We start from the raw sequence: 18,717 nt of genomic DNA, 5'->3' as shown, positions 1-18,717 counted from the left end.
TGCGACCGCTTCTGCACCCCTGGGATGCACAAGGGGTCACACCTCGCCCCGCGCCGCCGCGAGCGACCGGCCCTCCCCTCCTCAGTGCCGAACAGCGAACGCCACGAGCACCGCGAGCCACCCGCACGGAGCTCCACCCCCTCGTGGCGCTCCGCTCGAGCGATCCCCCGGGCTTGTGCCGGCGCGGCCTCGCACGTCGGGAGAGGGAGGGCGGGCCGCCGCCGGGTTCGCGGGGCGGATCCGAGCCCGATGACGCCTCGTGCATGTCCTGCATGCACGAGGCGTCACGCAGAGGCCGGGCATCGGCTCCCTTCCCCTCCTCAGTGCCGGACCCCGAGCGCGAGGAGGACCGCGAGCGACCCGCGCGGAGCTCCACCCACACGGACCCCCACCCCGCGCGACCCCCCCTACGACGCCCGCAGCTTCGCCAGCACCGCCATCACCCGCCGGTGCTCCGTGGGCGCCCGGTCGAGCTCGAGCTTCGTGAAGATCCCCGTGACGTGCTTCTCCACGGCGGCGGGGGTGACGCCGAGGACCTCCGCGATGCCGTGGTTGGACTTGCCCTCGGCCATCAGGGCGAGGACCTCGCGCTCGCGGGTGGTGAGGTCGTCGAGGCGGCTGTCGCTGCGCCGGCGGCCGACCATGCGCTGGACGACCTCGGGGTCGAGGACGGCGCCGCCCTCGGCGACGCGGCGGACGGCCTCGGCGAGCGCGCCGGCGTCGGCCACGCGGTCCTTGAGCAGGTAGCCGACGCCGCGCGGGTCGTCGGCGACGAGGGCCAGCGCGTAGTGCTCCTCGAGGTACTGGGAGAGCACGAGGATGCCCATGCGCGGCAGCTCGCGGCGGAGGTCCTGGGCGGCGCGCAGGCCGTCGTCGGTCATCTCCGGCGGCATCTGGACGTCGACGACCGCGACGTCCGGGCGGTGCTCGAGGGCGAGGGCGCGCAGCTCGTCGGCGTCGGCGGCCTCGGCCACCACGTCGAAGCCCAGGTCCTGCAGCAGGCGCACGACGCCCTGGCGCAGGAGCGCCTGGTCCTCGGCGACGAGCACGCGCAGCGCGTCCACGCCCCCAACGTACTCGCCGCGCCCCGACCTCCGGAGAACCCGACGTCGCGCGTCCGGCGCGCCCGCCGTGGCGCCTGCGGAGGGGACCTCGCGTCCAACCACCTGGCCCGGAGGTCGGGACCGGCGGGCCATGCCTCCGGCCCGCCCCGCGGTCGAGCATCTTCCCCGTCCGGCGAGCCCGGACGCCCGCCTACGACCCAAGGAGACGCGCATGGCCGTCGAGCCGAAGCTGAGCGACGCAGAGATCGCCAGCCTGATGGAGATCCCGCACCCCACGAAGGAGATGGGGGACGCGATCTACGGGCAGACGAAGGTCTTCCCCGACTACCAGGCCGAGCCCGGCGAGACCTACCTCGGGATGGTGCACGGCATCGTCCACGAGTCCTCGGTCTCGTTCGTGGCCGTCCTGCTCGCGATCCGCGCGCTCAAGAAGGGCTTCGACTCGAGCCTCTACTTCTTCGGCATCGGCTCGCTGAACTGCCTGCAGACCCGCGGCTTCCCGACGGTCGGCAACGAGCTGTTCCCGGGCATGCGCAACGAGAACGCGCAGCTCGAGCGCTTCATCGCCGACGGCGGCAAGGTCTTCGCGTGCCGGCTCGGCCTGGCGCTGCACGGCGCGCGCGAGGAGGACCTCATGGAGGGCGTCATCCCGTGCCACCCGCTGGACATGCAGGACGCGATGATCGAGTACTCCCGCAAGGGCGCGATCATCAACACGACCTGGATGTTCTAGGCGTGGACCTCGAGCTGCGCAGCGAGCTCGCGGTCCTGGGTCTGCGCTCGCGCCCGCCGGTGGCCCGGCGGGCGGGGGCGGGGCCCAGCGACGACGGGCACTGGTCCCTCGACGGGGCGGCGGCGACGCTGCCCGTCATCGAGAGCTCGCCCTTCGAGCTGCGCGAGGGCGGCGTCCTGACCCGGGACGGCGTCGTCGTCGAGGACGCGCTGCTCGAGCCGATCGTCCGCCCGCGCTTCTACGACCTGCAGACCGCGGACGGCATCCCCTACGAGCAGCTCGCACGCCTGCACGGCACCGAGGTGCTCGCCACCACGGTCGTGCAGACGTGCGTGCGCTACACCGCCGAGTCGACGCGCTGTCGCTTCTGCACGATCGAGCAGTCCCTGCGCGCCGGCGCCACGACCCAGGTCAAGCGCCCCGACCAGCTCGCCGAGGTCGCCGAGGCCGCGGTGCGCCTCGACGGGGTCCGCCAGGTCGTGATGACCACCGGGACGTCCAACGGCGCCGACCGCGGCGCCAAGCACCTCGCCCGCTGCGTCCGGGCGATCCTCGAGCGCGTGCCGGGCCTGCCGATCCAGGTGCAGATCGAGCCGCCCGTCGAACTCGGCTGGATCCAGCGCCTCAAGGACGCCGGCGCCACCGCGGTCGGCATCCACGTCGAGTCGCTGGACCAGGAGGTCCGCGAGCGCTGGACGCCCGGCAAGGCGACCGTGTCGCTCGCGCGCTACGAGGAGGCCTGGCGCGAGGCGGTGCGCGTCTTCGGCCACAACAAGGTCTCGACCTACCTCCTGGTCGGCCTGGGCGAGGACCCCGACGAGCTCGTCGCCGGCGCCGAGCGCCTCATCGCGATGGGCGTCTACCCCTTCGTCGTCCCCTACCGGCCGCTCGAGGGCTCGCTGGCCCACGCCGACGGCGTCCCCGCGCCGGACCCGCTGACGCTCATGCGCGTCACGCGCAAGGTCGCGCGGGCGCTGAAGGCGGCGGGGATGCGCGGCGTCGACCAGGGCGCGGGCTGTGCGGCCTGCGGCGCCTGCTCGGCGCTCGGCGGGGCGTGCGGGTGAGCACCGCGACCCTCACCCACCTGCGCGTCGTCCGCGCCGAGGACGACCCGCGGCGCCTCGCGGCCTACCACGCGATGCGCCGCCGGGCCTTCGTCGAGCAGCAGGGGCTCTTCGCCCGCGAGGACCTCGACGACCACGACGCGGCGCCCGGCATCCGGGTGCTCGTGGCCGTCGACCACCACGGCGACGTCCTGGGCGGCGTGCGCCTGCACCCCGTCGGCGACGACCCGGCGCTGGGGTGGTGGCGCGGCAGCCGGCTGGTCTGCTCGGAGGTCCTCGGGCTGCGCCGCGGAGCTGTCGGGGCGGCGCTCGTGCGCGCGGCCTGCGGCGAGGCGCGCCGGGCCGGCGCGCTGCGCTTCGACGCGCACGTCCAGGCCCGCCACGCCTCGTTCTTCGCGCGGCTCGGCTGGGACGACGTCCGCGCCCTCGACGTCGGCGGCGCCGCCCACCGCCTCATGCGCTGGCCCGTGCTGCGCCTCGCCGCCCTGGCGCAGTCGACGAAGGCGCCGCTCGGCCCGCTGCTGGCCGAGGCGCTGGGCACCCCGGCGCCGTGGCTGGGCGACGACGGCGTGCCGGTCGCCGGCAGCGACCTCGTCGCCTGCACCGACGCGATCCTCCCGGCGATGGTCGACGGCGACCCGGAGTGGGCCGCCTGGTGCGCGATGCTCGTCACGGCCCACGACCTGTCCGCCATGGGCGCGTCCCCCGTCGGGGCGCTCGACGCCCTCGCCGCCCCCGACGCCGAGCACGCGCAGCGCCTCGTGCGCGGCCTGCGCGCCGGCGCCGACGCCTTCCGCCTCCCCGTCCTCGGCGGCCACACGCAGCTCGGCGTGAGCGCCGCGCTCAGCGTCAGCGGCCTGGGCCGCACGACGCACCCCGTCCCCGCCGGCGGCGGCACGGCGGGCGACACGCTCTCGGTCACGGCCGACCTGCACGGCGGCTGGCGCAGGGGCTACGGCCACCGCCAGTGGGACTCGTCGACCAGCCGCTCGCGCGACGAGCTGGCCCAGATGCTCGACGCGGTCGGCGTCGCCCGCCCGCGCGCCGCCAAGGACGTCTCCATGGCCGGCGTCGTCGGGACGACCGGCATGCTCGCCGAGGCCTCGGGCTGCGGCGCGGAGCTCGACGTCGCCGCCATCCCGCGCCCCCCCGGCACCGACGCGGGTGACTGGCTGACCTGCTTCCCCGGCTTCGCGATGGTCACGGCCGACCGCCGCGACGCCCCGCCGCTGCCCGCCGGGCCCGCGACCGGCGCGGCGTGCGGCGTCCTGACGAGCACCCCGGGCGTGCGCCTGCGCTGGCCCGACGGCGACGTCACCACCGCCATCCCCGCCGGCGTCACGGGGCTCGGCCCCGCCGCCCCGACCCAGGAGCCCACCGCATGAGCGAGATCACCATCACCGCCGCCGCCGCGCCGTTCGACCGCGACCTCGACGCCGGCCTGGCCCGCATCGCCGGGATCGTCGACGAGGCGCGCGCCGCGGGCACCGACCTGCTCGTGCTGCCCGAGGCGGCGCTGGGCGGCTACGTCGAGACGCTCCACGGCGCCGTCGACGACCCGCCGCCGGCGCTGGACCCCGACGGCCCGGAGGTCCGCCGCGTCGCCGAGCTGGCCGGCAGCGACATGACGATCTGCGTGGGCCTCTGCGAGGACGGCGGCGACGGGATCCGCCACAACGTCGCCGTGGCGCTCCACGACGGCGAGGTCCTGCACCTGCACCGCAAGGTCCACATGCCGCTCGACGAGGGGCGCTTCACGACGCCGGGCGACCGCCTCGCCGCGTTCGACACCCCGGTCGGCCGGATCGGGATGCTCATCTGCTACGACAAGGCCTTCCCGGAGGCGTCGCGCACGCTGGCCCTCGACGGCGCCCAGGCGCTGTGCTTCCTCAGCGCCTGGCCGTGCAGCGCCACCAACGCCGCCGAGCGCCTCGAGGACGACCGCCAGTGGCGCCGCTCGGAGCTGTGGGACCGCTCGCGTGCCGCGGAGAACTCGCTCGTCGTCGCCTCGGCCAACCAGACCGGGAGCTTCGGCAAGCTGCGCTTCCTCGGCGGCGCGCGCATCACGAACCCCAACGGCGACGTCGTCGCCGCCACCGGCACCGGCCCGGGCCTGGCGACGACGACGCTCGACCTCGACGCGACCGTCGAGCGCGCCCGCCGCGCGCTGTCGCCCATCCGCGACCTGCGCCCGGACACCTACCGCACGGCCGAGCCGCTGCTCGCCTAGCCCAGGAGCCCCGCCATGCCCGAGGTCCACCTCGTCGTCCGCTGGCCGGACGGCACCGCCCAGCGCTGCACCTCGCCCTCGACGGCGATCGAGCGCTTCCTCGCCCCCGCAGGGCGCTACCCGGCCGAGGAGTTCGTGCGCCGCGCGACCGCGGGCCTCGACGCCGCCGGCGAGCGCGTGCGCGAGCGCTACGGCTTCCGCTGCACGGCGGCCGAGGCGCAGGCCGAGGCGATCCGCGACGCGGCGGCGCTCCACACCGAGGCGCCGGACGCCACGGTCGTCGTGGAGTCGCTGAAGCGCGCGGCCGGCCGGCGGCGCTTCCCCGCCCCCGAGCGCCTGGGCGGCCACCGCCCGGTGGTCGTCGTGGGCGCCGGCCAGGCGGGCCTCGCCGTCTCCTGGCACCTCAAGGCGCGCGGGATCGACCACGTCGTGCTCGAGCGCGACCGCATCGCCTCGAACTGGCGCGACCAGCGTTGGGACGCCTTCTGCCTGGTCACCCCGAACTGGCAGTGCCGCCTGCCGGGTCACCCGTACGCCGGGCCCGAGCCGGACGGCTTCATGGTCAAGGACGACATCGTCGCCTACGTGGAGGACTACGCCGCGTCGTTCGCGCCGCCGGTCCTGGAGGGCGTCGCCGTCGACGCCGTGGAGCGCCGCGGCGACCTCTTCCTCGTGCGCACGCCGCGGGGCGAGCTCACCGCCGATGCCGTCGTCCTGGCCGTGGGCGGCTACCACGTGGCGAAGGTCCCGCCGCTGGCCTCGGCGCTGCCCGCGCACGTCGCCCAGGTCCACTCCTCCCAGTACCGCAACGCCGATGCGCTGCCCGACGGTGGCGTGCTCGTCGTCGGCTCGGGCCAGTCCGGTGCCCAGATCGCGGAGGACCTGCACCTCGCCGGGCGCCAGGTCCACCTGTGCGTCGGCAGCGCACCGCGCGTCGCGCGCTTCCACCGCGGCCGCGACGTCGTCGCCTGGCTGGAGGACATGGGCCACTACGAGATGCCCGTGGACGAGCACCCCGAGGGCACGGGCGCGCGGCGCGAGCCCAACCACTACGTCACGGGCCGCGACGGCGGGCGCGACATCGACCTGCGCGCCTTCGCCGCGCAGGGCATGGCGCTGCACGGCCGGCTGCTGGGCGCCCGGGGCGCCGTCCTGCAGACCGGCGGTGACCTGCGCGCGAACCTCGACGCCGCCGACGCGACCAAGCGCCGCATCGAGGAGACGATCGACCGGTGGATCGCGGCGCAGGGCATCGACGCCCCGCCGGCCGTCCCCTACTCCCCGGTGTGGGCACCGCCGGCCAGCGCCGACGCCCCCGGGGCGCTGGACCTGGACGCCGCCGGCGTGCGCACCGTCGTCTGGGCGACGGGCTTTCGCAGCGACTGGTCGTGGGTGCGCATCCCGGAGGCCTTCGACGCCACCGGCTACCCCGCGCACGACCGCGGCGTGACGCGCGTTCCCGGCCTCCACGTCCTGGGCCTGCCGTGGCTGCACACGTGGGGCTCGGGGCGCTTCGCCGCCGTCGGCCGCGACGCCGCACACCTGGCCGAGCGGATCGCCGCGGCGCTGCCGGCCGGCGCCCCGGTGCGCGTCGCGTAAGCGCGCAGACGCCGGCGTGGCCGCATGCGGCGCTACGGTCCCTCCTGTGACCGACGCCGCGCCGGCGCACCCCGAGCAGGAGCCCGACCTCGCGCGGCACCTCGGCCTGCTCATCCAGAGCGTCGGCGACTACGCGATCTTCCTGCTCGACCAGCGGGGCTACGTGCAGACGTGGAACCGCGGGGCCGAGCGGATGAAGGGCTACCGGGCCGACGAGATCATCGGCCGCCACTTCTCGACCTTCTACCAGCAGGAGGACGTCGAGCGCGACCACCCCGGCGACGAGCTGGCGATCGCCACGGCGGAGGGCCGCTACGAGGAGGAGGGCTGGCGCGTGCGCAAGGACGGCTCGCGCTTCTGGGCCAACGTCACGATCACCGCGATCCGCGACCACGACGGCACGCTGCTGGGCTTCGGCAAGGTCACCCGCGACCTGACCGCCCGCCGGCTGTCCGAGGAGCAGCTGCGGGCGAGCGCGGCGACGCTCCAGGAGGCCAACCAGGAGCTCGACCAGTTCCGCCGCCTGGTCGCCAGCGTCCGCGACTACGCCATCTTCATGCTCGACGCCGGCGGCTTCATCGCGTCGTGGAACGCCGGCGCCCAGAACATCAAGCAGTACGCGGCCGAGGAGGCGATCGGCCGCCACTTCTCGATCTTCTACACCCAGCCCGACAAGGACCGGGACCACCCGGCCTACGAGCTCCAGGTCGCGGCGGCCGAGGGCCGCTACGAGGAGGAGGGCTGGCGCGTGCGCAAGGACGGCTCGACCTTCTGGGCGAGCGTCACCATCACCGCCGTGCGCAACGACCACGGCGTGCTGGTCGGCTTCGCCAAGGTCACCCGCGACCTCACCGAGCGCCGCGCCGCCGAGGAGGAGCTGCGCCGCACCCAGGAGCGCCTGCGCCGCTCCAACCACGACCTCCAGCAGTTCGCCGCCGTCGCCGCGCACGACCTCTCCGAGCCGCTGCACACGGCGGCCGGCTTCGCCGACCTGCTCGTGCGCCGCGAGGGCGACCGGCTGAGCGCCGAGGGCCGCGAGGTCCTCGACCAGCTGACCGCGTCGGTCGGGCGCATGCGCGACCTCATCTCCGACGTCCTGTCCTACGCGCGGCTCGTCGACGTGCCCTCCGCGCCGGCGACGGTGCAGCTGCGTCCCGCGGTCGAGCGCGTCGTGGCGGCGCTCGAGGCCGCCATCGACGAGCGCGGCGCGCGGGTCGAGCTCGACGTGCCCGAGGGCGCCGCCGTCAGCGCCGACGTCATGAGCGTCGAGCTCGTCCTGCAGAACCTGCTGGCCAACGGCCTGAAGTTCGGCGACGGCGACACGCCGCTGATCACCATCGCGGCGGAGCCCGAGCGCGACGGCTGGTGCATCGCCGTGACCGACAACGGCAGCGGCATCCCGGTCGCCGACCAGGACCGCATCTTCGGCGCCTTCGAGCAGGTCGACGGCGCGCGGGCCGACCGCGGGTCGGGACTGGGCCTCGCCATCGCCCGCCGGCACGTCGACCGCTACGGCGGGCAGATCGGCGTCCAGTCGTCGCCCGGCAGCGGCAGCCGCTTCTTCTTCTGGCTGCCGGGCGCCTGAGCGCCTAGGCGTCCGCGCCGAGCGCAGCGCGGATCGCGTCGTGCAGCCCCGAGGCGGTCGTCGCCTTGGTGCAGAAGCCATCGGCCCCCATGCTCGCGGCGAACGGCTCGAGCTCGGCCGCGGGGAGGCTCGAGATGAGCACGACGCGCATGCCGTCCGCGGCGGCGCGGAACTGGTCCACCAGCTCGCGCGTGATCTGGCCGCCGGGCAGGACGACGTCGAGCAGCAGGACGTCGGGCTGCAGCTCGGCGGCCTTCGCGAGGCCCGCCGCCTCGTGGTCGACCATCTCCACGAGCTCGAGGTCCGGCGCGTCGGAGAGCCACCCGGCGACGAGCCGCGGGAAGCCGATCGCGTCGTCGCACAGGAGCACGCGGGCCGGGTCCATCGGCTGGCGACCCTAGCGAGCGGAGGTCCTCATCGCGGCGCGGCGGGCCCCCGCCGCGCCACCTGCGTCATCAGTAGGACTTCGGCAGTCCGAGCGTGTGCTCGGCGACGTAGTTGAGGATCATCTCGCGGCTCACCGGGGCAGTACGGGTCAGTCGTACGCCCCAGTACATGTCCGTGAGGCCGTACTCGAGGGCGACGCCGTTGCCGCCGTGGGTCTGGATGGCCTGGTCGACGCACCTGATCGCGGCCTCGGCGGCCGCGTACTTCGCGATGTTGCACGCCTCGCCCGCGGGCAGCCCGGCGTCGTACAGCGCGCACGCCTTCCACGTCTGGGTGCGCGCGAGCTCGAGCTCGATCGCGCACTGGGCCAGCGGGTGCGAGATGCCCTGGTGCGCGCCGATCGGCGTCTTCCACACGACGCGCTCGCGCGCGTATTCGGCGGCGCGCTTGAGCGCGAGGTCGCCGGCGCCCACCGTGATCGCCGCGCCCATGATCCGCTCCGGGTTGAGCCCGTCGAAGATCGCGCCCAGCCCGCCGGTCTCGCCGCCGATGAGCCGGTCCTCGTCGACCTCGACGTCGTCGAAGAACAGCGTCCACTGCCTGTCGGCGTTGCGCAGCGCCGTCGGGATGTGCTGGCGGGTGAGGCCCGGCGCGTCGACGTCGACGATGAGCGGCAGCGGCAGCCCGAGCGAGCCGTCGTCGAGCTTGCGCCGTGCGATGACGAGGATCCCGTCGGCGTCCTCCACGCCCGAGATGTAGGTCTTCTGGCCGTTGAGCACCCACTTGGAGCCGGCCTTGCGCGCGTGCGTGGCCAGGTTGTGGGAGTTCGAGCCGGCGTCGGACTCCGTGATGGCGAAGGCGAGCTTCGTCGTGCCCGCGGCGATGCCGCGCAGCCAGCGGTCCTGCTGCTCGGGGTTGCCGTGGCGCGTGAGGATCGACCCGGCGATCGCGGGCGACACGACGATGAGCAGGAGGCTGCAGCCGGCACGGGCGATCTCCTCGCCGACGATCGCCAGGCCGCGCATGCCCAGCCCGCCGCCGCCGAACTCCTCCGGGATGTTGGCCCCGAGGTAGCCCTTCTCGGCCAGCGCGTCCCACAGCTCGGTCGGCGGCTCGCCCGCCTCGTTGCGGTCGCGCATGTAGGCCGGGCCGAACTGCGAGGCGACCCCGGCCACGCCCTGGCGCAGCAGCTGCTCCTCGTCGGACTCGACGAGCGGGAGGACGGGCGGTGCGGTGGTGGCGGACACGCCGTCAACCCTAGTCCCCGCCGAGCAGCAGGTCGCAGTACCCGTCGGCGACCTCCTCGGGGCTCAGCCGCCCGCGGGGCCGGAACCACTGGGCGGTGTGGTTGACCATGCCCAGCAGCGCGGACAGCGCCAGGCGGCGGTCGACGAGCTCGGAGCCACAGCGGTCCAGGACGTCCTCGACGAGGCGCTCGAAGGCCTTGCGCGCCGCGCGGACCTGCTTCCACTGCTCGCCGCGCTCGACGACGTGGCGGACCTGCTGGAAGACGAGCAGGTGGTCGCGGTGCTCGACGACGTGGGCGACCCACAGGCGCACGAGCGCGCGCAGCTGCTCCTCGGGCGCCTGGTCGGCCTCGAGCAGCGCGCGGGCGTCGTCGAGCAGCGGGTCCATGAGCTGGTCGCAGATCGCGATGAGCAGCGCCTCCTTGGACCCGACGTAGTGGTAGAGGCCGCCGGCGGCGATGCCGGCCTCCTCGGCCAGCTCCTGCATGGTCGTCTGCTCGTAGCCGCGCGTGGCGTACACGCGGGCCGCCGCGAGCACGACCTCCTGGCGCCGGCGGTCGTAGCGGGCGCGCAGCGCGGGGCGTGTCGGCGGCGTGGCCAAGAGGGCGGGACTGTAGCGGCCCGGATTCCGAACGGCGAGTCGAACTTCGAATCGTCATTCGGACTTCTGCGCTACAGTCGCGCCGTGCACTTCGACCTGGACGACGACACCGAGCTGCTGCGGCGCACGGTCCGCGACTTCGCCGACAGCGAGGTGGCGCCGCAGGCCGAGGAGCTCGACCGCACCAAGGCCTTCCCCTACGAGCTCGTGGCGAAGATGGGCGAGCTCGGGTGGATGGGGATCCCGTTCGCCGAGGACGTGGGCGGCGCCGGCGGCACGTCGCTGCAGTACGCGCTGGCCGTCGAGGAGCTCGCGCGCGTCGACTCGTCGGTGGCGATCACGATGTGCGCGCACACGTCGCTGGGCACGCAGCCGATCAACCTCTTCGGCAACGCGCGCCAGAAGGAGGAGCTCATGCCCGACCTCTGCGCGGGGCGCAAGCTCGGGTCCTTCGGCCTCACCGAGCCCGAGGCGGGCTCGGACGCCGGCAACGTCCACACCCGCGCGAACGAGCGTGGCGGCGTCTTCACGATCAACGGCGCCAAGCAGTTCATCACCAACGCTGGCACCGACATCTCCGGCCACGTGGCGATCACCGCCGTCACGGGCACCGGCCCGGACGGCAAGAAGGAGGTCTCGAACCTCATCGTCCCGTACGGCACGCCGGGCTACGAGCAGGGCCAGCCGTACCGCAAGATGGGCTGGAACGCCTCGGACACGCGGCCGCTCACGTTCACCGACTGCGAGGTCCCGACGGAGAACCTCCTCGGCGTCCGCGGCCAGGGCTTCAAGCAGTTCCTGCACATCCTCGACATCGGGCGCATCGGCGTGGCGGCGATGGGCGTCGGCCTCGCGCAGGGGGCGCTGGACCAGGCGCTGGCCTACGCCAAGGAGCGCCGCGCCTTCGGCAAGTCGCTGTCGAAGTTCCAGACGATCCAGGCCAAGCTCGCGGACATGAGCGTCGAGCTCGAGGCCGCCCGGCTGCTGACCTACAAGGCGGCCTGGGAGAAGGACCAGGGGCGCAACTTCACCCTCACCGCAGCGCAGGCCAAGCTCAAGACCGGCCGCCTGGCGGTGAAGGCCTCCGAGGAGGCCGTGCAGATCCACGGCGGCTACGGCTACATCGAGGAGTACCCCGTCTGCCGCTTCTACCGGGACGCGAAGATCCTCACGATCGGCGAGGGGACCGACGAGGTGCAGCAGATGGTCATCGCCCGCGCCCTGGGGGCCTGACCCGGTGGCCGGCGAGCCCCAGCAGGTCCGCATCCGCGAGGTCGGTCCCCGCGACGGCTTCCAGAACGAGCCGGAGGTCATCGCGACCGACGACAAGGTCGCGCTGGTCGACCGGCTCGCGCGCACGGGCGTCCAGCGCCTGGAGGTCACGAGCTTCGTCCGGGCCGACGTCATCCCCCAGCTCGCCGACGGCCCCGAGGTGCTCGAGCGCATCGACGTGCCCGACGACGTCGCGGTCACGGTGCTCATCCCCAACGAGCGGGGGCTGGACAACGCGCTGGCCCACCGGTCGCGCTTCCAGGAGGTCAACTGCTTCCTCAGCGCCTCCGAGACCCACAACCGCAAGAACGTCAACCGCACGGTCGAGGAGTCCCTGGCCGGGCTCGAGACGGTGATCGGGCGCGCCGTCGGCGAGGGGCTGCGGGCCGAGGGGGTCATCTCGACGTCCTTCGGCTGTCCCTACGAGGGCCACGTCGACCCGGCGCGCGTCTTCGAGATCGCCCAGCGGCTGGTCGCGGCGGGCGCGCAGGAGATCGCCTTCGGCGACACGACCGGGATGGCCAACCCCCGGCAGGTCGCGCAGTTCTTCCGCGACGCCGCGCAGGCGCTGCCCGGCATCGAGCTCACGGCCCACTTCCACAACACGCGGGGCCAGGGGCTGGCGAACGTCGTGGCGGCGCTGGACGCGGGGTGCACGTCGTTCGAGTCGAGCTTCGGCGAGCTGGGCGGCTGCCCCGTGCCGGCGGGCGCGACGGGCAACATCGCCACCGAGGACCTCGTCTCGATGCTGCACGAGATGGGCTGCGAGACGGGCATCGACCTCGAGGCGCTGCTCGATGCGGCGCGGGCGGTGCGCGACGTCCTCGGGCGCCCGCTCGGGTCCCACACGCTCGTCGCCGGGCCGATCGACTGGCACGCCCGTGCGTGAGCCGCTGCTCATCGCCAACCGCGGCGAGATCGCGGTGCGCGTCGCGCGCACCGCGCGGGCGCTGGGGCTGCGGACCGTCGCGGTGTTCACCGACGTCGACGCGGGCGCGGTGCACGTCGACGCCTGCGACGTCGCGGTGCGGATCTCGTCCTACCTCGAGGTCGACGAGCTGCTGCGCGCCGCGGCCGTGTCGGGCGCGCAGGCGGTCCATCCCGGCTACGGCTTCCTGAGCGAGAACGCGGGGTTCGCGAAGGCCGTCGTCGACGCGGGGCTGACGTGGGTCGGCCCACCGCCGGCGGCGATCGAGCTCATGGGCGACAAGGGCCGCGCCAAGGACGCCGCGGCGCAGGCCGGGGTGCCGGTCGTCCCCGCAGGCGACGACGGCGGGTATCCGGTGGTCGTCAAGGCGGTCGCGGGCGGTGGTGGCAAGGGCATGCGCGTCGTGCGCTCCGCCGACGAGCTGCAGGCCGCGACGGAGGCCGCGCAGCGCGAGGCGCGTGCCGCCTTCGGCGACGACCGCGTGATCGTCGAGCGCTGGGTCGAGCGTCCCCGCCACATCGAGGTCCAGGTGCTCGCCGACCAGCACGGGCGCGTCGTGCACCTCGGCGAGCGCGAGTGCTCGCTGCAGCGCCGCCACCAGAAGGTCGTGGAGGAGGCGCCTTCCCCGGTGGTCGACGCCGACCTGCGCGCGCGGATGGGCGAGGCGGCCGTCGCGCTGGCGGCGGCGTGCGGGTACGAGGGCGCGGGCACCGTCGAGTTCATCGCGACGGCCGACGCGTCGGAGTTCTTCTTCCTCGAGATGAACACGCGCCTGCAGGTCGAGCACCCGGTCACCGAGCTCGTCCACGGCGTCGACCTCGTGGAGCTGCAGCTGCGCGTGGCGGCCGGCGAGCCGCTGCCGGAGAGCCTGTCGGGCGACGCCCCGTCGGGGTGGGCGGTCGAGACGCGGCTGTACGCCGAGGACCCCGCCAACGGGTTCCTCCCCGCCGCCGGGACGGTCCGGCGCTGGCGGGTGCCCGAGGGCGTGCGGGTCGACGCCGGCGTCGCGGAGGGCGTCGAGGTCGGCACGTCCTACGACCCCCTGCTGGCCAAGGTCATCGCCCACGGGCCCGACCGCCCGACCGCGCTGCGCCGCCTGGATCGCGCGCTGGCCGAGCTCGAGGTCCTCGGGGTGGCCACCAACGCGTCGTTCACCCGCGAGCTGCTCGCGCGCGAGGACGTCCGCGCCGGCCAGCAGGACACCGGTCTGCTCGAGCGGGTGCTGGAGGAGACGGACTTCGCGGCGCCCGAGGACCTGCTGCCCGCCGCGGCGCTGGCGGCGGCGGGGACGGCGACGCCCGAGGGTCCCTGGCGCCGGGTCTTCGACGACGGCGAGGCCCGGGTGGCCGACGGCGTCGTGCGCGTCGGCGAACGGTCGTGGCGCGGTGACGTGCGGGTGCTCGACGACGGCCACGTGCGCGTCGAGCTCGACGGCGTCGCGCGCCGCTACGCGGTGGAGGTCAGCGACGACGCGGTGTGGATCGCCCGCGACGGCCACCACCTCGAGGCGCGCACCAGGCGCGCCGACCGGTCCGGCGCCGGCGGCGTGCAGGGCTCGCTCGAGGCGCCCATGCCGGGGACGGTCCTGCTCGTGAAGGTCGCCAACGGCGACGAGGTCCAGGAGGGCGATGTGCTGCTCGTGCTCGAGTCGATGAAGATGGAGCTGTCGATCACCGCGCCCCACGCGGGCACGGTCGAGGGGCTCGCGCTCAGCGAGGGCGACCGGGTCACCCACCGCCAGCCGCTCGTGGCGGTGACGGCGTGAGCGCGCAGGCGCAGGCTCCGGCGGGCCACCGCGCGGCCCACCTCGAGCTGCTGGCCGACCTCGAGGCGCGCCTCGAGCGTGTCCGGACCGGCGGCGGCCAGAAGGCGGTCGACCGCCACCACGCGCGCGGCAAGCTCCTGGCGCGCGAGCGCGTCGAGCGGCTGTGCGACCCGGGCGCGCCGTTCCTCGAGCTCTCGCCGCTGGCGGCCGAGGAGCTCTACGACGGCGCGGCGCCGGGCGCGGGCATCGTCACGGGCGTCGGCGTCGTGCACGGCCGGCGGGTCGTGGTCGTCGCCAACGACGCGACGGTCAAGGGCGGCACGTACTACCCCATCACCGTCAAGAAGCACCTGCGCGCGCAGGAGGTCGCCCTCCACAACCGCCTGCCGTGCGTCTACCTCGTGGACTCGGGGGGCGCCTTCCTGCCGATGCAGGACGACGTCTTCCCCGACCGCGAGCACTTCGGGCGCATCTTCTTCAACCAGGCGACGATGTCGAAGCTCGCGATCCCGCAGATCGCGTGCGTCATGGGCTCGTGCACCGCGGGCGGCGCGTACGTGCCGGCGATGAGCGACGAGACGGTCATCGTCCGCGAGCAGGGCACGATCTTCCTGGGCGGCCCGCCGCTGGTGAAGGCCGCGACGGGCGAGGAGGTCACCGCCGAGGAGCTCGGCGGCGGCGAGCTGCACGCCCGCCAGTCGGGCGTCGTCGACCACCTCGCCGAGGACGACGACCACGCGCTGGAGATCGTGCGCGGGATCGTCGCGACGCTGCCCGCGTCGCCGGTGCCGCCGTGGGAGCGGATCGCCTCGCGGCCCCCGCTCGAGGACCCCGAGGGGCTGCTCGACCTCGTCCCGACGGACACCCGGACGCCCTACGACGTGCGCGACCTGCTGCGCCGCGTCGTCGACGGCGGCGAGCTGCAGGAGTTCAAGGCGCTCTACGGCGAGACGCTCGTCTGCGCCTTCGCCCACCTCGACGGCCACCCCGTCGGGATCCTCGCCAACAACGGGATCCTCTTCAGCGAGTCCTCGCTCAAGGGCGCGCACTTCATCGAGCTCTGCGACCGCCGCGGCATCCCGCTGCTCTTCGTCCAGAACATCAGCGGCTTCATGGTCGGGCGCGACTACGAGGCCGGCGGCATCGCCAAGGACGGCGCGAAGCTCGTCACCGCGGTGTCGACCGCGCGGGTGCCGAAGCTCACCGTCGTCGTCGGCGGCTCGTTCGGCGCCGGCAACTACGGCATGTGCGGCCGCGCCTACGCCCCGCGCTTCCTGTTCATGTGGCCCAACGCGCGGATCTCGGTCATGGGCGGCGAGCAGGCCGCGACGGTCATGACCGAGGTCGGCCAGCCCGAGGTCGGCGCGAAGCTCCGCGACCAGTACGAGCACCAGGGCAAGCCGATCTACTCGACCGCGCGCCTCTGGGACGACGGCGTCATCGACCCGCGCGCGACGCGGTCGGTGCTCGCCCAGGCGCTGGCTGCCTGCGCGGGCGCGCCGCTGGGCGAGCTGGGCTACGGCGTCTTCCGGATGTAGGCGGCGCGGCGGGCGGTTCGTCGAGGCGGCGGTTGCGCGTCCTCACGGGCTGCCTGCTCGTCACCCTGGAGTTGACCGCCTCTGAGACGGCGAACTCCAGGGTGACGGTCGCGTCACCGTTCGCTGGCGCGTCGACACTCCATCACGGTTCGCGCTGGACGAGCGTCCGAGCGCTGGCGCGCCGCCGCGCGGGGTACGACGGCGCCATGAAGATCGGCCCCGTCCACATCTCCATCACGGCGCTCCTGATCATCCTGATCATCATCCTCGTGCTCTGAGCGGCGCGGGAGCGACACCGTCCGGCGGCAAGCTCGGGCCGATCGTCGGCCCGGGCCTGCGCGTCCTCTTCGTCGGCATCAACCCGTCGCTGCGCTCCGCGCAGGTCGGCCACCACTTCGCCCGCCCCGGCAACCGCTTCTGGCCGGCGATCCACGCCGCGGGCTTCACGCCCCGGCTCCTCAAGCCCGAGGAGGACGGCCTGCTGCCGTCCTTCGGCGTGGGCGTGACGAACATCGCCTCGCGCCCCACCCGCGCGGCGGACGAGCTGCGCCGCGAGGAGCTGCTGGCCGGGGCGATGGAGCTGGAGCACACCGTCGCCGACAGCCGCCCCCGCCTCGTCGCCATGCTCGGCCTGGTCGCCTACCGCGTCGCCTTCGGCCGCACCAAGGCCGCTGTCGGCCTGCAGGAGGACACCATCGGCGGCCGTCCCGTCTGGGTCCTCCCGAACCCCTCGGGCCTCAACGCCCACTACAAGCCCGCGGACTTCGCCCGCCTCTACGGCGAGGCGCGCGCCTACGCGGACGGGCTCTAGCTCAGTGTCGGCTCGCTGGCGCGCGCGGCCGCGGCCACGGCGCGCTCGACGGCGTTGACGTCGCGCACCGCGCCGGTGTCGGCCGAGGTGGCCATCGCGGCGTAGGCGCGCAGCGCCGGGGAGACGACGCGGTCGCGGGCGGCCGGGACGTAGCCGACGCCGGCCTCGAGGCGCTCGCGGCGCTCGGCCAGCTCCTCCTCGGAGACGACGAGCTCGAGGCGGCGGTTCGGGATGTCGATGTCGATGCGGTCGCCGTCCTCGACGAGGGCGATGGCGCCGCCGGAGGCCGCCTCGGGCGAGACGTGGCCGATGGACAGGCCGCTCGTGCCGCCCGAGAAGCGCCCGTCGGTGATGAGCGCGCACGCCTTGCCCAGGCCGCGGCCCTTGAGGTAGGAGGTCGGGTAGAGCATCTCCTGCATCCCCGGTCCGCCGCGGGGGCCCTCGTAGCGGATGACGACCACATCGCCCTCCTTCACGCCGCCGCCGAGGATGAGGTCGACCGCCGCCTCCTGGGAGTCGACGACGACCGCCGGCCCGCTGAACTGCAGGATCGACTCGTCGACGCCCGCGGTCTTCACGACGCTGCCGCGGACCGCGAGGTTGCCGTAGAGGATCGCCAGACCACCGTCGGCCGAGTAGGCGTGCTCGACGTCGTGGATGCAGCCGTCGGCGGCATCGGTGTCCAGCGACTCCCAGCGCTCGGACTGGCTGAAGGCCTCCGCCGAGCGCCTGCAGCCCGGCGCGGCGTGGAAGAGCTCGAGCGCGTCGGCGCTCGCCTTGCCGCTGCGGATGTCCCACGTGTCCAGCCACTCGTCGACGGAGCGGGAGTGGACGGTGGTGACGTCCTCGCGCAGCAGGCCGCCCCGGCGCAGCTCGCCGAGGATCGCCGGGATGCCGCCCGCGCGGTGCACGTCCTCCATGAGGTAGGTCCCGTTCGGGGCGACCTTGCACAGGCACGGGACGCGCCGCGAGAGCGCGTCGATGTCCTGCATCGTGAAGTCGAGCTCGGCCTCCTGGGCGGCGGCGAGGATGTGGAGGACCGTGTTCGTCGAGCCGCCCATCGCGACGTCGAGCGTCATCGCGTTCTCGAAGGCCGCGCGCGTGGCGACGTTGCGCGGCAGGACCGAGGCGTCGTCCTCGTCGTAGAAGCGGTGCGCGATCTCGACGACGGTGCGGCCGGCCGCCTCGTAGAGCTCCTTGCGCGCGGTGTGCGTGGCCAGCGTCGAGCCGTTGCCCGGCAGCGCGAGGCCCAGCGCCTCGGTGAGGCAGTTCATGGAGTTCGCCGTGAACATGCCGCTGCACGAGCCGCACGTCGGGCACGCCGACTCCTCGATGATGGCGATGTCCTCGTCGGAGACCTCGTCGGCCACGGCGTCGGCGATCGCCGTCACGAGGTTCACGCGCTTGCGGACCGTGCCGTCGACCAGGACCGCGGTGCCGCCCTCCATCGGACCGCCCGAGACGAAGACGGTCGGGATGTCGAGCCGCAGGGCGGCGTTGAGCATCCCCGGGGTGATCTTGTCGCAGTTGGAGATGCACACCAGCGCGTCGGCGCAGTGCGCGTTGACCATGTACTCGACGCTGTCGGCGATCAGGTCGCGCGAGGGCAGCGAGTAGAGCATCCCGCCGTGGCCCATCGCGATGCCGTCGTCGACGGCGATCGTGTTGAACTCACGCGGGATGCCGCCCGCGGCCTTGACCGCGTCGGCGACGATCTCGCCCACCGGCTTGAGGTGCGTGTGCCCCGGCACGAACTGCGTGTAGGAGTTCGCGACCGCGACGATCGGCTTGCCGAAGTCCTCCCGGGCCACGCCGGCGGCGCGCAGCAGGGCGCGGGCGCCGGCCATGTTGCGGCCGTGGGTGACGGTGCGCGAGCGCAGCTGGGGCATCCGA

Annotated in this window: 17 protein-coding genes; 12 read left to right on the top strand and 5 right to left on the bottom strand. The window is 74.3% G+C overall.

Features of this window, described 5'->3' with window-relative positions; translation table 11 throughout:
- Positions 1-407: 407 nt before the first annotated feature.
- Complete coding sequence (locus tag JUB12_RS17855; protein ID WP_241004310.1) at positions 408-1,064, bottom strand: response regulator transcription factor; 657 nt, start codon at positions 1,062-1,064, stop codon at positions 408-410.
- 211 nt (positions 1,065-1,275) lie between these two features.
- On the opposite strand from JUB12_RS17855, the gene JUB12_RS17850 reads away from it, so the two are divergent.
- From JUB12_RS17850 to JUB12_RS17825, 6 genes are read left to right on the top strand one after another with little or no spacing between them, the layout of a single operon-like run.
- On the top strand, positions 1,276-1,797 hold the full coding sequence (locus JUB12_RS17850; protein WP_205696788.1) for an MSMEG_0572/Sll0783 family nitrogen starvation response protein: 522 nt from the start codon (positions 1,276-1,278) through the stop codon (positions 1,795-1,797).
- Positions 1,785-2,861, top strand: coding sequence for an MSMEG_0568 family radical SAM protein (locus JUB12_RS17845; protein WP_205699807.1), 1,077 nt, complete (start codon positions 1,785-1,787; stop codon positions 2,859-2,861). Before JUB12_RS17850 ends, JUB12_RS17845 begins: the two co-directional genes overlap by 13 nt.
- Entirely contained in the window at positions 2,858-4,246 is a 1,389-nt protein-coding gene (locus JUB12_RS17840; protein ID WP_241004308.1) for an MSMEG_0567/sll0787 family protein, read from the top strand. Before JUB12_RS17845 ends, JUB12_RS17840 begins: the two co-directional genes overlap by 4 nt.
- Positions 4,243-5,091, top strand: a complete 849-nt coding sequence (locus tag JUB12_RS17835; RefSeq protein WP_205696787.1) for a carbon-nitrogen hydrolase family protein — start codon at positions 4,243-4,245, stop codon at positions 5,089-5,091. The genes JUB12_RS17840 and JUB12_RS17835 overlap by 4 nt, the downstream gene beginning before the upstream one ends.
- A gap of 15 nt (positions 5,092-5,106) precedes the next feature.
- Entirely contained in the window at positions 5,107-6,690 is a 1,584-nt protein-coding gene (locus tag JUB12_RS17830; protein WP_205696786.1) for an MSMEG_0569 family flavin-dependent oxidoreductase, read from the top strand.
- A 46-nt stretch (positions 6,691-6,736) separates the two neighbouring features.
- Positions 6,737-8,275, top strand: a complete 1,539-nt coding sequence (locus tag JUB12_RS17825; RefSeq protein WP_205696785.1) for a PAS domain S-box protein — start codon at positions 6,737-6,739, stop codon at positions 8,273-8,275.
- Positions 8,276-8,279: 4 nt separating this feature from the next.
- Here the strand turns inward: JUB12_RS17825 and JUB12_RS17820 are convergent, their stop codons facing one another.
- The 3 genes from JUB12_RS17820 to JUB12_RS17810 form a co-directional block, all read right to left on the bottom strand.
- On the bottom strand, positions 8,280-8,660 hold the full coding sequence (locus tag JUB12_RS17820; protein ID WP_205696784.1) for a response regulator: 381 nt from the start codon (positions 8,658-8,660) through the stop codon (positions 8,280-8,282).
- 70 nt (positions 8,661-8,730) lie between these two features.
- Positions 8,731-9,909 carry an acyl-CoA dehydrogenase family protein gene (locus tag JUB12_RS17815; RefSeq protein WP_205696783.1) on the bottom strand — a complete coding sequence of 393 codons (1,179 nt, stop codon included), beginning with the start codon at positions 9,907-9,909 and terminating at the stop codon, positions 8,731-8,733.
- Between the two features lie 10 nt (positions 9,910-9,919).
- Positions 9,920-10,510 (bottom strand): TetR/AcrR family transcriptional regulator, encoded by a 591-nt coding sequence (locus JUB12_RS17810; RefSeq protein WP_205696782.1) that lies wholly within the window; start codon positions 10,508-10,510, stop codon positions 9,920-9,922.
- An 84-nt stretch (positions 10,511-10,594) separates the two neighbouring features.
- On the opposite strand from JUB12_RS17810, the gene JUB12_RS17805 reads away from it, so the two are divergent.
- From JUB12_RS17805 to mug, 6 genes are read left to right on the top strand one after another with little or no spacing between them, the layout of a single operon-like run.
- Positions 10,595-11,743: an acyl-CoA dehydrogenase family protein gene (locus tag JUB12_RS17805; protein WP_205696781.1), complete on the top strand. Its 1,149-nt coding sequence runs from the start codon at positions 10,595-10,597 to the stop codon at positions 11,741-11,743.
- 4 nt (positions 11,744-11,747) lie between these two features.
- Positions 11,748-12,671, top strand: coding sequence for a hydroxymethylglutaryl-CoA lyase (locus JUB12_RS17800; RefSeq protein WP_205696780.1), 924 nt, complete (start codon positions 11,748-11,750; stop codon positions 12,669-12,671).
- Positions 12,664-14,475, top strand: a complete 1,812-nt coding sequence (locus JUB12_RS17795) for a biotin carboxylase N-terminal domain-containing protein (RefSeq protein ID WP_241004307.1) — start codon at positions 12,664-12,666, stop codon at positions 14,473-14,475. Before JUB12_RS17800 ends, JUB12_RS17795 begins: the two co-directional genes overlap by 8 nt.
- Positions 14,472-16,013 carry a carboxyl transferase domain-containing protein gene (locus JUB12_RS17790; RefSeq protein WP_205696778.1) on the top strand — a complete coding sequence of 514 codons (1,542 nt, stop codon included), beginning with the start codon at positions 14,472-14,474 and terminating at the stop codon, positions 16,011-16,013. The genes JUB12_RS17795 and JUB12_RS17790 overlap by 4 nt, the downstream gene beginning before the upstream one ends.
- Positions 16,014-16,045: 32 nt before the next feature.
- A complete protein-coding gene (locus JUB12_RS22125) occupies positions 16,046-16,291 on the top strand; it encodes a hypothetical protein (protein ID WP_241004306.1) in 246 nt (81 codons plus the stop codon).
- Complete coding sequence (gene mug, locus JUB12_RS17785) at positions 16,288-16,824, top strand: G/U mismatch-specific DNA glycosylase (RefSeq protein ID WP_371822344.1); 537 nt, start codon at positions 16,288-16,290, stop codon at positions 16,822-16,824. The genes JUB12_RS22125 and mug overlap by 4 nt, the downstream gene beginning before the upstream one ends.
- Here the strand turns inward: mug and ilvD are convergent.
- Positions 16,821-18,713: a dihydroxy-acid dehydratase gene (gene ilvD / locus JUB12_RS17780; protein ID WP_205696777.1), complete on the bottom strand. Its 1,893-nt coding sequence runs from the start codon at positions 18,711-18,713 to the stop codon at positions 16,821-16,823. The genes mug and ilvD overlap by 4 nt on opposite strands.
- Positions 18,714-18,717 lie beyond the last annotated feature (4 nt).

This window comes from Conexibacter sp. SYSU D00693 (genome assembly GCF_017084525.1).
In the GTDB taxonomy this organism is placed as follows: domain Bacteria; phylum Actinomycetota; class Thermoleophilia; order Solirubrobacterales; family Solirubrobacteraceae; genus Baekduia.
The sequence above is the reverse complement of the archived record's forward strand: the minus strand, read 5'-3'. Positions and strand labels throughout refer to the sequence as shown.